The sequence below is a fragment of the Planctomyces sp. SH-PL14 genome, from assembly GCF_001610835.1.
Classification (GTDB): Bacteria; Planctomycetota; Planctomycetia; order Planctomycetales; family Planctomycetaceae; genus Planctomyces_A.
Genome location: NZ_CP011270.1, coordinates 1,785,413 through 1,800,357, shown reverse-complemented (window position 1 = coordinate 1,800,357; position 14,945 = coordinate 1,785,413). Strand labels below are relative to the sequence as shown.

Sequence of the window (14,945 nt, the reverse complement as noted above, 5' to 3'; positions counted from 1 at the left end):
CGTCGTGGATCGAATCACACGAGTCATCAAAGAACGCGGCCTCCAGGCCGGCGAACGCCTCCCCGGCGAACACGAACTCGTCGATCAGCTTCAGGTCAGCCGCCCCGTCCTCCGCGAAGCCCTGGCCCGGCTCCAGAGCGTAGGACTCGTCCAAATCCAACGCGGGCGGGGAACGTTCGTTGGCGACGGCACCAGCCTCGCCAACTGCGTCCGGCTCCTGCAGTCGGCTGTCGCGATCTCCCCCCAGGAACTCCGGTCCTACGTCGAACTGCGGTCGGCCATCGAGGTCCAAGCCGCGCGGCAGGCCGCCGAACGGGCGACCGAAGAGGAGATCGCCGAACTCGCCGCAGACCTGAAACGGCTGGACGACGACACCCTCTCCTACGCCGAGGCACTGGAAATTGACTTCCGGTTCCATCGCCGGCTCATCGAGATCGCCGGCAATCCGCTGATGCGGAATCTGATGGAAGTCACCTACGAGTTCATGCTGACGCAGATGGCCCGCACCACTCCCTCGCCCGCCGACAACCAGCTCGGCCGCCGGCTGCACCGGGCGATCCTGAAGGGAGTCCGCGAGCACGATCCGGACGCCGCCGAGCGGGCGATGCGGCAGCACATGCAGGCGGTTCTGGAACGCCTCGCCAGCGAGGGGGCGGCGTCATGAGACGATGGCAAGTCAAACTCTTCGGCGTGGCGATAACCGCCCTCGGCCTGTTCGGAACCGTGATTCGTGCCGAGACCCCGCCAACAGACGCTTCGGCAACGACTGCCCCGCCGGCGGACCCGGCCGCGCAACAGGCGTTCTTTGAGACCAAGATCCGCCCGGTTCTCGTGGAGCACTGCTACGAGTGCCACGCCGCGGACTCCAAGATCGTTCAGGGGGGCCTGCGGGTCGACCACCGGGAAGGGCTGCGGAAAGGGGGCGACAGCGGGGCGGCGGTGATCCCCGGAAACGCGGCGGAGAGCCTGCTGGTCAAAGCCCTCCGATATGACGACGTCGAGATGCCTCCGAAGGGAAAACTCTCCGAGGCGATCATTCGGGACTTTGAAGCCTGGATCGCCGCCGGCGCCTTCGATCCCCGTGAAGGGAGCGGGGCGAAGCCGGAGCGGACGATCGACATTGAAGAGGGACGCCGGCACTGGGCGTTCCAGCCGGTCGCCGATCCCGCTCCCCCCGAGGTGCGTGACGCAACGTGGCCGCTCGATCCGCTGGACCGGTTCCTGCTGGCGAAGCTCGATGCCGCGGACCTGAAGCCAGTTGAGGACGCCGACCGCGCCACGTGGCTGCGACGCGTCAGCCTGGACCTGACGGGGCTGCCGCCGTCTCCGGAGGAGATCGAGCGGTTCCTGGGTGACGAATCCCCGCGGGCATATGAAGTCGTCGTGGATCGCCTGCTCGGCTCGCGTGCCTTCGGGGAGCGGTGGGCCCGGCACTGGCTCGACCTGACGGGGTACGCCGATCAGGTTGGAACGTCGAACAGCGTCTTCGCGGAGCATGCATGGCGGTATCGCGACTACCTCATCGACGCCTTCAACGCCGACAAGCCGTTCGATCGCTTCCTTCGGGAACAGATCGCCGGGGACCTGCTTCCCTACGACTCCCCCGCCGAGCGGGCGGCCAACCTTGTGGCGACCGGTTTCCTCGTCCTCGGCGACGTCGAGATCGTGAATCCCGACAAGCTCAAGATGGAAACCGATCACATTGACCAGCAGGTCAACAAAATCGGGCAAACCTTCATGGGGATGACGCTCGGTTGCGTCCGCTGCCATGATCACAAGTTCGATCCGATCGGCGTTCAGGACTACTACGGCATCGCCGGGATGTTGCGAAGTACGGTCTCGACCTGCCGGATTCCGAACGGCATCTGGAGCGGGATCCAGGTCGTCGAGCTGCCCGAGACGCCGGAGCAGACGGCGGACCGCGAGCGGCGGACCGCCGAGCACCAGGCGGCAATGGACCGCCTGCAGGCCGAACGGGCGGAGCTGGAGAAGGAGCAGGCGGCGATCGAGGAGCAGCTCAAGCAGCCCGAAGCGGACAAGGATGGCCTGACCCGCAAGCGGGACGAGATTGCCGGCCGGCTGCGGGGGTACCCGGGGCGGATCACGCATGCCACGTTCTTTGCTCCCACGGTTCCCAAGGCGTTCGGCGTGCAGGATGCGGCGCAGGTCGGGGACATGCCCATTTACATCCGCGGCAATCCGTACGCGCCGGGGGCGACGGTTCCCCGCGGCGTGATGCGCGTGGCGGCCTGGAGTGAATCTCCTTCGATCCCTGCGGGGCAGAGCGGCCGGCGAGAGCTGGCGGACTGGCTCGCCGACGAGCGGCATCCGCTGACGGCACGGGTCACGGTCAATCGCACCTGGCAGAAGCTGTTCGGGGTGGGAATCGTGCGGTCCGTCGACTACTTCGGAACGCGGGGCGAGCGTCCCTCGCATCCGGAACTGCTCGATCATCTGGCGACGCGTTTCATGCGCGGCGGCTGGTCGCAGAAGCAGCTCCTCCGCGAGCTGACGCTGAGCCGCGCCTACCGCATGGGGAGCGGTCCCGATCATCGCGCGGCGGAGGTCGATCCCGAGAACCGGCTCTACTGGCGGATGAACCGGCAGCGGCTCGACGCCGAGGCGCTGCGGGATTCGCTCCTGGCGGTGAGCGGCGAGCTCCTCGCCAGTGCCGGAGGGCCAGGGTTGCCGCTCGAATATCCGGAGAACAGCAATTCGCTGGAGCCGCAGGCGGTGAATCCGCCCGCCTTCGCGCTGCGAAAGTTCCGGCCGTCGCAGGAATTCGAACGGACCGTTTACCTGCCGGTGATCCGTGTAGCGCAGGAGGGACCGGGCAAGTTCCGCGATGTGTTCGACTTCACGCAGCCCGCCCAGATGGCGGGGCAGCGGTCCCAGACCGTGGTGGCGACGCAGGCTCTGTTCCTCCTCAACAGCGACCTCGTCCGCAAACGGGCGGCGGCCCTGGCGAAGCGGCTGACTTCGGAGGCCACGGGCACCGAGCTGCGTCTTCGCGAGCTCTGGCTGCGGGTTCTCAACCGTCCGATCACGCCCGCCGAGGCGGAGGACGCCGCGGCGTTCCTGACCACGCTGACTCCGCTGCTGAAGGACCGACCGGACGCCGAGCTCGCTGCCTGGACTGAGCTTTGCCATGCCGTCCTCTCCTCGAACGAGTTCCTCCACCGGCTCTGATTGCTCTCGACGCGCCGGTCCCCGGCGAAGGATTCTTCCGATGCGCTCTCCGCTGACTCTCTCCCGTCGCCAATGGCTCGCCGGTTCCGCATGTGGGTTCGGGGCTCTCGCGCTTCGCGACTTGGCCCAGGCCGCCGAAAGTCCGCTCGCCACGCGGGCGGCCCACCAGATCGTCCGGGCCAAGCGGGTCATCTTCCTGTTCATTCAGGGGGGGCCGTCGCAGATGGATCTCTTTGACTCCAAGGAGTTCATCCAGCGGAAGCACGGGCAGACGATCGAGTCGCCGCTGGCCAAGAACGTGCTGCAGGTCGGGACCGACAAGTTCCTGGCGCTCGGGACCTCCGTCCCGATCCGGCCCCGCGGCGAGTCGGGGATGCTGATCTCGGACCTCATGCCGCACCTGGCGAGTGTGGCGGACGACATCTGTCTGCTGCGGGGGATGAACGCGGACAATCCGCAGCACATGCCGGCGGAGCTTCAGCTCCACACCGGGGCCCTCAACGATGTGCGGCCCTCGATGGGCTCCTGGATCAGCTACGGCCTGGGGACCGAGAACCGGAACCTGCCGAGCTTCATCACCATCAATCCGCACGCCGACGTCCGCTACTACGGTTCGGCTTGGCTGCCGGCGGCGCACCAGGGAACACGCCTGGTCGCTCCGCTGGACGACAAGACTTCCCCGATCGAGAACCTGAGGGACCTTTCGCCGAATGCCGACGTTCAGCGGGAGCGGATCGCTCTGATGCAGAAGATGAACCGCCGTCTTGTCGGCCGGTTGGAGCAGGACGCCGCGATGGAGGGGATGATCGAGTCGATGGAACTCGCGTTCCGGATGCAGACCACGACGCCGGCGCTTGTCGATCTCTCACGGGAGTCGGCTGCCACGCTGTCCCTTTACGGCATCGGGACTAAGGAGACGGAGCGTCACGGCCGGGCTTGCCTGCTGGCCCGGAAGCTGAGCGAAGCGGGGGTCCGCTTTGTTCAGGTCACGATGGGGGGCTGGGACCATCACGGCGACATCCGCGGGGCTCTGCCGAACCTGTGTCGCCAGACCGATCAGCCGGTGGCGGCGCTGCTCACGGACCTGAAGCAGCGCGGGCTCCTGGATGAGACGCTTGTGGTGTGGTCCGGGGAGTTCGGGCGGACTCCGTGGAGCCAGGACCTGAGCGGCACGGCGCCGATCGAAAAGCATGGCCGGGAGCATCAGCCGGAGAGCTTTTGTGCCTGGATGGCGGGCGGGGGGGTGAAGGGGGGGCTGACGTATGGCGAGACGGACGAGATGGGGTATCGGGTCGTTGCGGGCAAGGTCCATATCCATGACCTGCATGCGACGATGTTGCACCAGCTTGGTCTCGACCACACGCGGCTGACGTGGAGTCATTTGGGGCGGGACTTCCGGCTGACCGACGTTCACGGCTCAGTCGTGAAGGAAATCCTGGCGTAAAACCGTGTCCTCGCCGGCACGGCGATGCCACGTCAAACCCATCGTGCGACGGCCGCTGGGGTCAAGGGGGCCACGCCCCCTTGCCGCCGGAGGCACTCCTGTGAGGAACCTTGGTAAACAACGGACGTCCGCTTTGGAATCCCCGCGGGTTGGTGACGGGGCATACGGCACGGTGACCGCGCTTGGACACTCACTCCTTCAGACATCTCCCGACGAGAGGGCCTCCGGCGGGCAAGGGGGATTCTCCCCCTTGCATCCCCTGACCAGGGTGCCCCTGGACCCGGTAAGGCTTAGTAACGAATGCTCGTCTGCACATAGAACTGACGGCAGTCGCCTCGCGGGGTCGTGCGATCGATGAAGTTGCCGAACCAGAACCACGAGTATCCAGCCTGAATGTCGAAGTTCGGGTTGAACGCGTAGTACCCGTACAGGTCCAGCGCATTCCCCATCGACGTTCCATTTCCCGGCGTGCCGACCGCGTTCCCGGCCACGTTGTAAGCCCGGTCCCCGTTCGAGGCGAGCTCGAAGAAGTGGTGCGCGACCGTGATCGCCGTCTTCTTCGTCGGCTTCACGTCGACCTGCAGGCAGTAATCGTAGAGGTTCTGTCCCGACAGGTTGTCGCTCAGCGCCCAGTAGGCGTGGTTCAGCGGGAAGAGAACACTGAACGTGTTCGTCGTTCCATCGCCCGGCTGCACGTCCCCCGAGCCGTAATAGAACAGACCGCTCAGCCGCGGCGACCACGGAGCCGCCTTCCAGGTGTGGCCGGCGATCATCGTCGCGAAGCCCGCCTGGACACTCTGGGCGTTGTCGTTGCCGAACTGGTACGCCGCTTCGACATCGAAGTCCCACACCCGCTGCTGCTCGACCGGCACGAGCCACGAGTACCGCGACCCGACCGTGTGCCGCTCGCCGTCCGCCCGCGTCGCGGAGGGGATCTTGTCCTGCAGCCACAGGTAGTAAAGGTCGAGGTTGGCGTTCTCGATCGCCGTGTAGGTGAAGTACGCCCCGCTGAAGAAGACGTTGTGGTTGGCGTGGTCGAACCGGTCATCCTGGAGGGCAATCGACTGGTAACCGGTCGCGCTGTTGACCGGGTTCACGCAGAACAGGTCCATCTTCCAGTCCTGCTCCTTGACCAGGTACCGGAAGCCTTCGAAGTTGCGGCGGACGTTGGCCCAGTCGAGAGGCGAGACGAGCCGCTGCCGGCCGAAGAGAAGCTCCTGGCGGCCGTACCGGAGAGTGTGCGTTCCGGTATCCGTCTTGAACAGCAGGTAGTCGACGAAGGCGTTCTGGATGTCCCAGCGGTTGACGTCGATCGGCTGCTCGGGGAGGTCCTCGCCGAAAGTGTCGGCGTGGAGCCCTTCCACGTAGAACCGCAGGCGGTCGCCGGCCTTCAGGTCGATGTAGTGACGCCACCGCCACTGGTTGTAGTCGGTGTGGTCCGGGCCCCCCGGCTGGAGCCGGTTCGACTGGTCGATGAACCGATGCCGGAGTTCGCCCCCGGTCGAGAGGACCATGTCGACGTCGAAGAGCTCGAAGGGCATGAGCTTCGCTTCTTCGCCGAAGACGTGCTCGTGGTTGGGGTCCTTCTTGTACGAGAAGTCGTTCTCGAAGAAGAGCACCTTGTAGGGGCCAGTGGGGGGCAGGGTCTTGGGGCCGGGGAAGACGGGAGGCGTCTTCTTCTTCGGAGCCGGAGGCTTGGGCTTGGGGGGCACCGGGGCGGGGATGTCGGCCGAGACGGGAGGAACGGCGGCGTCTGCCGGAGCGGCCGCGGGGTCGGCGGTGAAGATCTCGTCCGCGGAGAGCGATTCCCCGGTGATCGGGGAGGCGGCCGGCGTGAATTCGTCCGTGGCGAACTCGGAGGGGGGAGGCGCGATCAGCTCATCGGCGAAGCTTTCGACTCCGAGGCCGAGGGCTCCGGCAAGAACCAGCAGCGAAAACGATGACCGAGACACGTCGATCCTCCGTGATCCCCCGGGTGGGGAGCGTGATTGAACAGTTCGTCCGTGTGGGCGCGTGACAAACTCTTCATCGGAACATGGAGGAGAGGAGACGGTTTCGAAGGGAGTGGGAGGCGGGCATTGTTCGGTAGGGCGGGTTCCGCCACCGTCATAATCCGCAAAGTTTGACGGTAATCGGGGACGGGCCGACGCGTAACCCGACGTCACTGTCCCACCGGGTCCAGGGGCACCCTGGTGGGGAGTGCAGAGGGGCAACGCCCCTTTGCCCGCCGGAGGCCTGGTCGTCGAGAGATATCTGAAGGAGTACGTGCTCAAACGCGGGCAACGTGTCGTATGCCCCCTCACCAACCCGCAGGGATTGGAAAGCAAGCGGTGTGGGTAGAGGGAGTGCTCAACGCTGTTCCCACAAAGGGGACGTCCGTTGTTTACAACGGTTCCTCATTGAAGGGCCTCCGGCGGCAAGGGGGTTGCCCCCCTTGACCCCCGGCTGCCGTCGCACGATGGGTTTGACGTGGCATAACTGTGCCGGCAAGGACGCAGTTCGAACCAGCGGGACAGTGACTTTCGGGACCCGCCGGGGTCTGTTCCAATGATCGGTCCGTTTGTTCTTCGATGTTTTACGGGAGTGTTGCGATGGAGTACCGACAGCTTGGAGGATCGGGGTTCAAGGTCCCCGTGTTGAGTCTCGGCACCGGAACCTTCGGCGGGACGACGGAGCTGTTCAAGGCGTGGGGGACGAGTGACGTCGCCGAAGCGTCGCGGCTCATCGACATCTGCCTCGACGCCGGCCTCAACATGTTCGACTCGGCCGACGTCTACTCGAAAGGGGTCGCGGAGGAGATCCTTGGCCAGGCAATCAAGGGCCGCCGCGACAAGGTCCTGATCTCGACGAAGGCGACCTTCCGCCTGGGAGACGGCCCTAACGACGTCGGTTCATCGCGGCATCACCTTCTCAAGAGCGTCGACGCGGCTCTTAAGCGGCTCGGGACCGACTACATCGACCTGTTCCAGCTCCACGGGTTCGACGCGACGACTCCCGTCGAGGAGGCGCTCGCGACCCTCGACGGTCTCGTGAAGGCCGGAAAGATCCGCTACATCGGCTGCTCGAACTTCTCCGGCTGGCATCTGATGAAGTCGCTCGCCGTCGCCGACCGCTACGGCCTGACGCGGTACGTGGCCCACCAGGCGTACTACTCGCTCGTCGGCCGCGACTACGAGTCGGAGCTGATGCCGCTGGCCCTCGACCAGAAGGTCGGGGCGGTCGTCTGGAGCCCGCTCGGCTGGGGCCGCCTCACCGGGAAGATCCGCCGCGGCCAGCCATTGCCGAAGGACAGCCGGCTGCAGAGCAAGCTGGCGGTCGATGTCGGTCCGCAGATCGCGGACGACTATCTGTACCGCGTCGTCGACGCGCTCGACGCCGTGGCCAAGGAGACGGGGAAGACGGTTCCGCAGATCGCCCTCAACTGGCTCCTGACGCGGCCGAGCGTCTCGACGCTCGTGATCGGCGCCCGTAACGAGGAGCAGCTCCGGCAGAACCTCGGCGCGGTCGGCTGGACGCTCACGCCGGAACAGGTCAAGACCCTGGACGAGGCGAGCGCCGCCCCCCTCGCTTATCCGTACTGGCATCAGGCGGGATTCAAGGAACGAAATCCGTTTCCGGTGTGACGTTCCACGACTCCGTCACAGGCCCTTCTCCTATCTGTGTTGATCTGTGTGCATCTGTGGCAAAAAACTCAGCCACAGATGCATACAGATAGGAGCAATTCCGGTCAGGGCCCTACTCGTACCGGAGCGCTTCGATCGGGTCGAGGCGCGAGGCTTTCCAGGCGGGGTAGAAGCCGAAGCCGATCCCGACCGCGGCCGACACTGCGCAGGCCCCGATGATTGCGAACAGCGATGGTTCGATCGGCCAGCGGAGGAAGTACCACACGATCGTCGACGCGATCCGCCCCAGCATGATCCCGACGATTCCGCCAAAGAGACAGAGGACGATCGACTCGATCAGGAACTGCCGCAGGATGTGGAAGCCCCGGGCGCCCACCGCCATCCGCAGCCCGATCTCGCGGGTCCGCTCGGTCACCGAGACGAGCATGATGTTCATGATCCCCACGCCGCCGACGGCGAGCGAGATCATGGCCACAATCATGAGGAGTCCTCCCATCAGCTCCGACGTCGAGCCGAGGGCCTTCTGGAACTCGCTCATATCGCGGATGTAGAAGTCGGACTCGTCTTCCTCGCGGATGTTGTGCCGTTCCCGCAACAGGGCCTCGATCTCCGAGATCGCTTTGGGGATCGATTCAGCTGAGGCCGCCTTGACGTCGATCTGGTCGATGTTGACGAACTTGACCGGCTTGGGGGTGTTCATCTGCTGCGCGGCAGACTGCTCCGGGTAGAGCGGCTTGGCCGTCGGGTAGAGGTTGCTCAGGCTGTTGGTGGTCGTCGTTCCCGAAGCCGCGGGGGCGGCGACCGTCGTCGCGTTGCCGGTGTCCCCGGAGATCCGGTACTTCACCGTCGTCCACGGGGCCATCAGGACGTCGTCCTGGTCCATGCCGATCATGTTGGCCCCCTTAGCGCTCAGGACCCCCACGACCTTGAGCGTGACATTCTTGACGCGGAGGTCCTGGCCGACCGGCGACTCGCGACCGAACAGCTCGCGGGCGACGGTCTGGCCGATGACGCAGACGCGGGCCGATCCGGCGACATCCCGTTCGGTGAACATCGTCCCGTCGTCGAGCTGGCTCCAGTCCCGGACCACGAGATACCCCGGCGCCGTTCCGATGAGCTGGTCGGGGACCCAGTTCTTTCCGCCGCGGATGACCTGCGCCCGCGTCCGGACCGTGGGGGCCACGGCGGAGACGGAGGGGCACTGCCGGCCGATCTCGACCGCGTCGTCCGGCGTGAGGGTCTTGCTGCTCCCCGAGCCCATGCTGATCCCGCCGCTGCGGGCGTCGCTCGAGCGGACGGAGAGGTTGTTGGCCCCCATGGAGGTCATGGTCTTCATCAGGGCGTTGCGGGAGCCCTGGCTGATCTCGACCATCGCGATCACCGCGCCGACGCCGATGATGATCCCCAGCGTCGTCAGCGCGGACCGCATCTTGTTCCGGCGGAGGGCGTTGACCGCCGTCCGCAGCGGAGACGGGATCAGGGCCGCCGCCAGGCTCCACTTATGACTCGGAGCTGGTGCCGGGGCCGCGGCGGTCTTCACCGTCGGAGTGGCGGCCACAGCCGTCGTTGAGACGCGAACCTTGGGAGGAGCGGCTACCGCCACGCCGCCGCCGTCGGACTCCGTGGCGGGAAGCTCCGGATCGGAGTCGGGCGCCGCGGAGGTGCCGTTCTGTGAGGGCGACGTTGCGGCGATTCCGGCGTAGGGCGAAACGTGAGCCCGGCCGCCGGCCGTGTCTTCTTCGATCAGTCCGTCGACGACCCGGATGACGCGGTGGACGTAGCTGGCAACCTTGGGGTCGTGGGTGACGAGGATGACCGTCAGTCCGGTCTCGTTGAGCTGCTGGAACATCTGCAGGATCTCGACGCTCGTCTTCGAGTCGAGGTTCCCGGTCGGTTCGTCTCCCAGGAGGAGAGCAGGACGGTTGATCAGCGAGCGGGCGATGGCGACCCGCTGCTGTTGCCCCCCGGACATCTGTGACGGGACGTGATCCAGCCGCTCCCCCAGGCCGACCCGCGTCAGGATCTCGACCGCCCGATGGTCCGCTTCGCCAGGCGAGGGAGCGGTCGAGGAGTAGTCGAGCGGCATGACGACGTTGTTGACCGCGGTCGTCCGCGGGAGGAGGTTGAAACTCTGGAACACGAAGCCGAGCTTCGCCGTCCGGACGAGGGCCCGCTGGTCGGAGGAGAGGTTGCTGATCTCCTGGCCGTCGAGGCTGTACCGTCCGGAGGTGGGCCGGTCGAGGCAGCCCAGGATGTTCATCAGCGTGCTCTTCCCCGAGCCCGAGGCCCCCATCAGGGCCACCATCTCGCCGCGGCGGATCGTGAACGAGACCCCTTTCAGGACGGGGACATCGACCTCACCGAGATGGTAAGTCTTGGTGATGTTCTCGACGCGGATCAGCTCGTCGGTGGGGGGCATGACGTTTCCGTCGTCGATGGGAAGTCGGATGGGGCAAGAGCCAGGGGGACTGGCTCGGGCTGGGGGGGGGCCGGCGCGAACAGGTTCGTGCCGGAGGACCGGACTAACGGCGGCCGCCGCTGCCGCCGCGGCGGAATGGCGGCGGGGCGAAGGGGTTGTTGACCTTCTCCTGCGGCGCCTCGTTGGCGCGGCGCTCGCCGATGACGACCGCCATCCCCTCCTTGATCTCGTCGCTGATGATCTCGGTCGAGACGCCGTCGGTCAGGCCGACCTTGACGAAGATCGGCGTTACGAACTGACCGTTCTCGACCCACAGGACCCGCTCGTTGGACTTGGGCCCATGCGCCGCATCCCCTCCCTTGTGGGACGCCTCACCGGCGCCGCGGGCGGGACCGTTTGGCGCAGGGCCGTTGGATGGCGGACCCTGGCGGGGGGGGCCGCCCCGCGATTCGCCTCGCGGACCTTGGCCGGCCTCTTCGGACGAAGGAGAGTCGGTGCGGAACGCCGGGTCGATCAGGGCGGTGGGGGGCTCGTACCGCAGGGCGGCGTTGGCGACCTTGAGGACGTCCGGCCGCGAGTCGATCTCGAACTTGAGGTCGGCGGTCAGGTAGGGGAGGAGCTTGAGGTCCGGGTTGTTGGCGCTGACGACGACGGTATAGGTCACGACGCTCTGGCTCATCGTGGCGTTGAGGCGTATCTGGGCCACGACACCGCGGAAGGTGTCGTCCGGGAAGGCATCGACCCGGAACCGGACCGGGAGGCCGACCTTGAGCTTGCCGATGTCCGCCTCGTTGACCGAGGCCCAGACCTGCATGCGGGTCAGGTCCTTGGCGATCAGGAACAGGCTGGGCGCGTTGAAGCTGGCGACGACCGTCTGGCCGATGTTCACGCGGCGGTCGATGATGGTCCCTCGCACGGGGGACCGGATCACGGTGTATCCCAGGTTGGTGTCCGCCAGTTCGAGGGTCGACGCCTGCTGGGCGATCGTCGACTTGCCGACCTCGACGTTCGCCGTCGCGACGTCGAAGTTGGCCTTCGCGAGGATGTAGTCCGCGTCGGTGATGCCGACGATCTTCGATGCCGAGAGGACGCTGGACCGGGAGCCCGTGGGGGATTCGCCTCCCAGGTTGAGGTGCCTGAGCTTTTCCGCCCGGTTCCACTCCGCTTCCGTCTGCCGGGCCCTGGCCTGCAGCTGCAGCAGGTCGGACTTGGCCCGGTCGACCGCCGCCTGGGCCTGGTTCCGCTGGGCCTGGTAGACCGACTTGTCGATCAGCGCCAGGATCGAGCCTTCCTCGACCTGCGTTCCGTAGTCGACCGTCTTTCCCTTGAAGGCGGGATCGGTCTCGCCGCGTGGATCCGGGCCGAGTTCGCTGATCCGGCCGACGACCTGGGCACCGATGTCGACCACTTCCTCGGCCTGGACGGTCCCGGTTGCTCCGACCGTGACCTGGACTTCACCCCGCTCGACCTGCGTCGTGCGGAAGGGAGAGGTCGTATCGGGATGGCCGTACTTCTCGTAGAGCGCGGCGCCGCCGGCGACTACGCCGGCGAGCAGGATGAAGGCAATGAAGATTCGCATGGCGGGCGGCGCGGGTGCGGATGGCGTGGTGGAACGGGAAGGGCTGGACGCGGTTGGCGGTGACGGAACGAGTTGATGCCGGTTTCCTCTCCGTCCGGCAGACGGAGAGGAAACGCGGACTGAGGTCAGGAATCGGGAGGGGCTTCGGCGGCGCGGACTCCGGAGCGGACCAGGAGGTCGAGGGCGTCGAGGGTCTGTTGCCGCTGGGCCGTTGTCAGGTGCGAAAGGACGCGGTGGGTCCGATCGAGGCGGATCGCTTCGCGCGACCGCATCAGGGTTTCTCCCCGTTCCGTCAGCCGCAGGCGGCGGACGCGGCGGTCGCCGTCTTCGACATGCCGGGTTACGAAGCCGGCCTGTTCGAGGCGGTCTGCGATCTGCGACATGGCGCTGGAGGACATCCCCATTTCGCGGCTGATCTCGGTCATGGACCAAGGCCGCTCGAAGAGGAGGACGCAGACGCGGTACTGGCGGAGGGGCAGGTCGGCCGCTCCGTCGTCGACGATCATGAGTTCGCGGACGACATGGTGGAGGCTGCGCAGGAGCCGTTCCGCGTCGGAGGCGGTGCGGCAGGTGGGGGTGGCAGGCTCGGGGGCGATCATGTCGGGCGGGACCGCGGCGCAGGGAAAGTTCGAGGACTGGCCAACATACTTCACGAACCTGAATTGTTCATGAGCGTAAAGTTTTGGAGGTGCTGGGCTCGAACCGCGTCCTTGCCGGCACGGCTCTGCTCCCGCAAACCCAACGTGCTACGGCAGCCGGGGTCAAGGGGGTCTCGCCCCCTTGCCGCCGGAGGCCTCTTCCATGAGGAACTATGGGACACAACGGATGTCCCTTTGGGGTACCAGCGTTGAGGACTCCTCATATCGCACCGCTCGCCTTGCAATCCCCACGTGTTGGTGAGGGGGCATACGGCACGGTGTCCGCGCTTGGACACGATCTCCTTCCGATATCTCTCGACGAGACGGCCTCCGGCGGGCAAGGGGGCGTTGCCCCCTTGCATCCCCCACCAGGGTGCCCCTGGACCCGGTTTGGTGGAGGGCGGAAATCGGGCTGGCGTTTGACAGATGGCGCGGAAGCTGCTGACTCGTTCGGGTGACCGGCAACCCGGTGCAGGGACGGACCTTGCGCGGGGTCGCCGGTCCAAGCCTCACGAGCCCGTTCATGACCGCCGGCCCGCCTAACAACGCCCCGCCGGTGACCCTGATCCCACCGGTCCCGCCGATGACCAGCGGAGGGGCCCCGAACGAAAAGTCCCCCGAGGACAACGACGGGTGGCTGACCCGGGAACGCGCCCTCGCCGGGGTGCTCGTGGCCGTCTCGGTGATCGTGTTCTACCTCTGCTACCGCCTCGCGCTGCCGTTCCTTCCGGCACTCGCCTGGGCCCTGGCGCTGGCGGTAGTCGCCTATCCCATTCATGCCCGCATTCGGTGCTACGTCACCAACGCCAACCTGGCCGCCGGGCTCGCCGTCGCCAGCGTCGTCGTGCTCGTCGTGGTGCCGATCCTGTTCGTCACCGCGCACCTCGTCCGCGAAGCGGGATCCGCGGCACGGATTGTCCAGGAGCAGATCCGGACTCAGGAATGGCGCGAACGGCTCGAAAAGAACCCTCGCCTCCGGCCGGTCCTGGACTGGTTCGACGCCCGATTCCCGTCGACGAAGCCCGCGGAGCCAGAAGGTCTCGCGCGGGAGGCCGCGGAACAGGGGGACCTGCCTGCACCCGACAATACGCCCCCCGACGCCATGGCCCCCGGCACCGCAACACCCAATGCGGGAGCGGCGGGCGACGCGGCACCGGCCTCCGTGGACGAAACGACACCAGACAACGGGGCCGTGGCGATCGATCCCCGACTCGTCGCGCCGGAGGCGAACGAGACGACCGTTCCGTGGGCCCGAGGGCTGGAGATGCTCGGCCAGGGGGTCGGCGTCGCAGTCGCCGGGGCGGTCTGGCTGGGGATGCAGATCCTGATCACGACGCTCTGCCTCTTCTTCTTCCTGCGGGACCGGCACCATGCCCTGGAGGTGGTCCGCTCGCTCATGCCGCTCTCCCGCCCCGAGACCGAAGAGGTCTTTCAGCGGGTCGACGACACGATCCACGCCACGATCTTCGGCGCAGTCGTCGTCGCAGCCGTGCAGGGGGCCATGGGAGGACTGATGTTCTGGTGGCTGGGGCTCCCCTCACCGCTCGTGTGGGGGTCGGTCATGGGACTGCTGGCAGTTGTTCCGATGCTCGGAACGTTCGTCATCTGGGCCCCGACGGCGGCCTACCTCGCCATTCAAGGCGACCTCGGCCGGGCCGCGATCCTGACGGCGTGGGGGCTGCTGGCGATCGGCCTGATCGACAATTTCCTGAACCCGTTTCTCGTCGGGAAACGCCTTCGGTTCCACACCCTGCTCGTGTTCTTCGCCATTCTCGGCGGCCTGGCGCAGTTCGGGGCCTCGGGGATCATCCTCGGACCGGTGCTGCTCGCCATCGCCGACGCCCTGCTGCATATCTGGAAGCGGCGGACTGCCTACGGGGGGACGATCGAGGAGGGCGTTCAATGTGAGCCCTGACGAGGATGGAAGCGGTCGGAGGTCTCAGTCGGCCCGCTCGCTCGAACGCCTGACCCGGACCCGTTCGGTTCTGCCGGAAGGAGGAGCCGGCGCGATTCCGGCGGTCACTCCCGGCGACGCGGAAAAATTCTCCCACTT

General features: G+C 66.6%; 9 protein-coding genes. 5 read left to right on the top strand and 4 right to left on the bottom strand.

Annotated features, from left to right (window positions below):
* Positions 1-4 precede the first annotated feature (4 nt).
* From VT03_RS07040 to VT03_RS07030, 3 genes are read left to right on the top strand one after another with little or no spacing between them, the layout of a single operon-like run.
* The gene (locus VT03_RS07040) at positions 5-664 is read left to right on the top strand and encodes a FadR/GntR family transcriptional regulator (RefSeq protein ID WP_197489228.1); all 660 of its coding nucleotides are present in this window, start codon (positions 5-7) and stop codon (positions 662-664) included.
* On the top strand, positions 661-3,189 hold the full coding sequence (locus VT03_RS07035; protein WP_082846008.1) for a PSD1 and planctomycete cytochrome C domain-containing protein: 2,529 nt from the start codon (positions 661-663) through the stop codon (positions 3,187-3,189). The genes VT03_RS07040 and VT03_RS07035 overlap by 4 nt, the downstream gene beginning before the upstream one ends.
* A gap of 40 nt (positions 3,190-3,229) precedes the next feature.
* On the top strand, positions 3,230-4,633 hold the full coding sequence (locus VT03_RS07030; RefSeq protein ID WP_075092340.1) for a DUF1501 domain-containing protein: 1,404 nt from the start codon (positions 3,230-3,232) through the stop codon (positions 4,631-4,633).
* Between the two features lie 290 nt (positions 4,634-4,923).
* On the opposite strand, the gene VT03_RS07025 is transcribed toward VT03_RS07030, so the two are convergent.
* Entirely contained in the window at positions 4,924-6,585 is a 1,662-nt protein-coding gene (locus tag VT03_RS07025; protein WP_075092339.1) for an alginate export family protein, read from the bottom strand.
* 639 nt (positions 6,586-7,224) lie between these two features.
* On the opposite strand from VT03_RS07025, the gene VT03_RS07020 reads away from it, so the two are divergent.
* Positions 7,225-8,256, top strand: coding sequence for an aldo/keto reductase (locus tag VT03_RS07020; RefSeq protein ID WP_075092338.1), 1,032 nt, complete (start codon positions 7,225-7,227; stop codon positions 8,254-8,256).
* 112 nt (positions 8,257-8,368) lie between these two features.
* Here the strand turns inward: VT03_RS07020 and VT03_RS07015 are convergent, their stop codons facing one another.
* The 3 genes from VT03_RS07015 to VT03_RS07005 all read right to left on the bottom strand — a co-directional run bounded on the left by VT03_RS07015 (position 8,369) and on the right by VT03_RS07005 (position 12,907).
* Positions 8,369-10,675 carry an ABC transporter permease gene (locus VT03_RS07015; RefSeq protein WP_075092337.1) on the bottom strand — a complete coding sequence of 769 codons (2,307 nt, stop codon included), beginning with the start codon at positions 10,673-10,675 and terminating at the stop codon, positions 8,369-8,371.
* Positions 10,676-10,778: 103 nt separating this feature from the next.
* Positions 10,779-12,254, bottom strand: coding sequence for an efflux RND transporter periplasmic adaptor subunit (locus VT03_RS07010; protein WP_075092336.1), 1,476 nt, complete (start codon positions 12,252-12,254; stop codon positions 10,779-10,781).
* A 125-nt stretch (positions 12,255-12,379) separates the two neighbouring features.
* On the bottom strand, positions 12,380-12,907 hold the full coding sequence (locus tag VT03_RS07005) for a MarR family winged helix-turn-helix transcriptional regulator (protein ID WP_075092335.1): 528 nt from the start codon (positions 12,905-12,907) through the stop codon (positions 12,380-12,382).
* 508 nt (positions 12,908-13,415) lie between these two features.
* Here VT03_RS07005 and VT03_RS07000 point away from each other — a divergent pair.
* Positions 13,416-14,807, top strand: coding sequence for an AI-2E family transporter (locus tag VT03_RS07000; RefSeq protein WP_156514338.1), 1,392 nt, complete (start codon positions 13,416-13,418; stop codon positions 14,805-14,807).
* The last annotated feature ends 138 nt before the right edge of the window (positions 14,808-14,945 follow it).

Excerpts from the sequence above, each read along its gene's own strand:
- VT03_RS07035 (WP_082846008.1), top strand. The coding sequence starts at position 661 with ATGAGACGATGGCAAGTCAAACTCTTCGGCGTGGCGATAACCGCCCTC.
- VT03_RS07020 (WP_075092338.1), top strand. The coding sequence starts at position 7,225 with ATGGAGTACCGACAGCTTGGAGGATCGGGGTTCAAGGTCCCCGTGTTG.
- VT03_RS07010 (WP_075092336.1), bottom strand. The coding sequence starts at position 12,254 with ATGCGAATCTTCATTGCCTTCATCCTGCTCGCCGGCGTAGTCGCCGGC.
- VT03_RS07030 (WP_075092340.1), top strand. The coding sequence starts at position 3,230 with ATGCGCTCTCCGCTGACTCTCTCCCGTCGCCAATGGCTCGCCGGTTCC.
- VT03_RS07000 (WP_156514338.1), top strand. The coding sequence starts at position 13,416 with ATGACCGCCGGCCCGCCTAACAACGCCCCGCCGGTGACCCTGATCCCA.
- VT03_RS07015 (WP_075092337.1), bottom strand. The coding sequence starts at position 10,675 with ATGCCCCCCACCGACGAGCTGATCCGCGTCGAGAACATCACCAAGACT.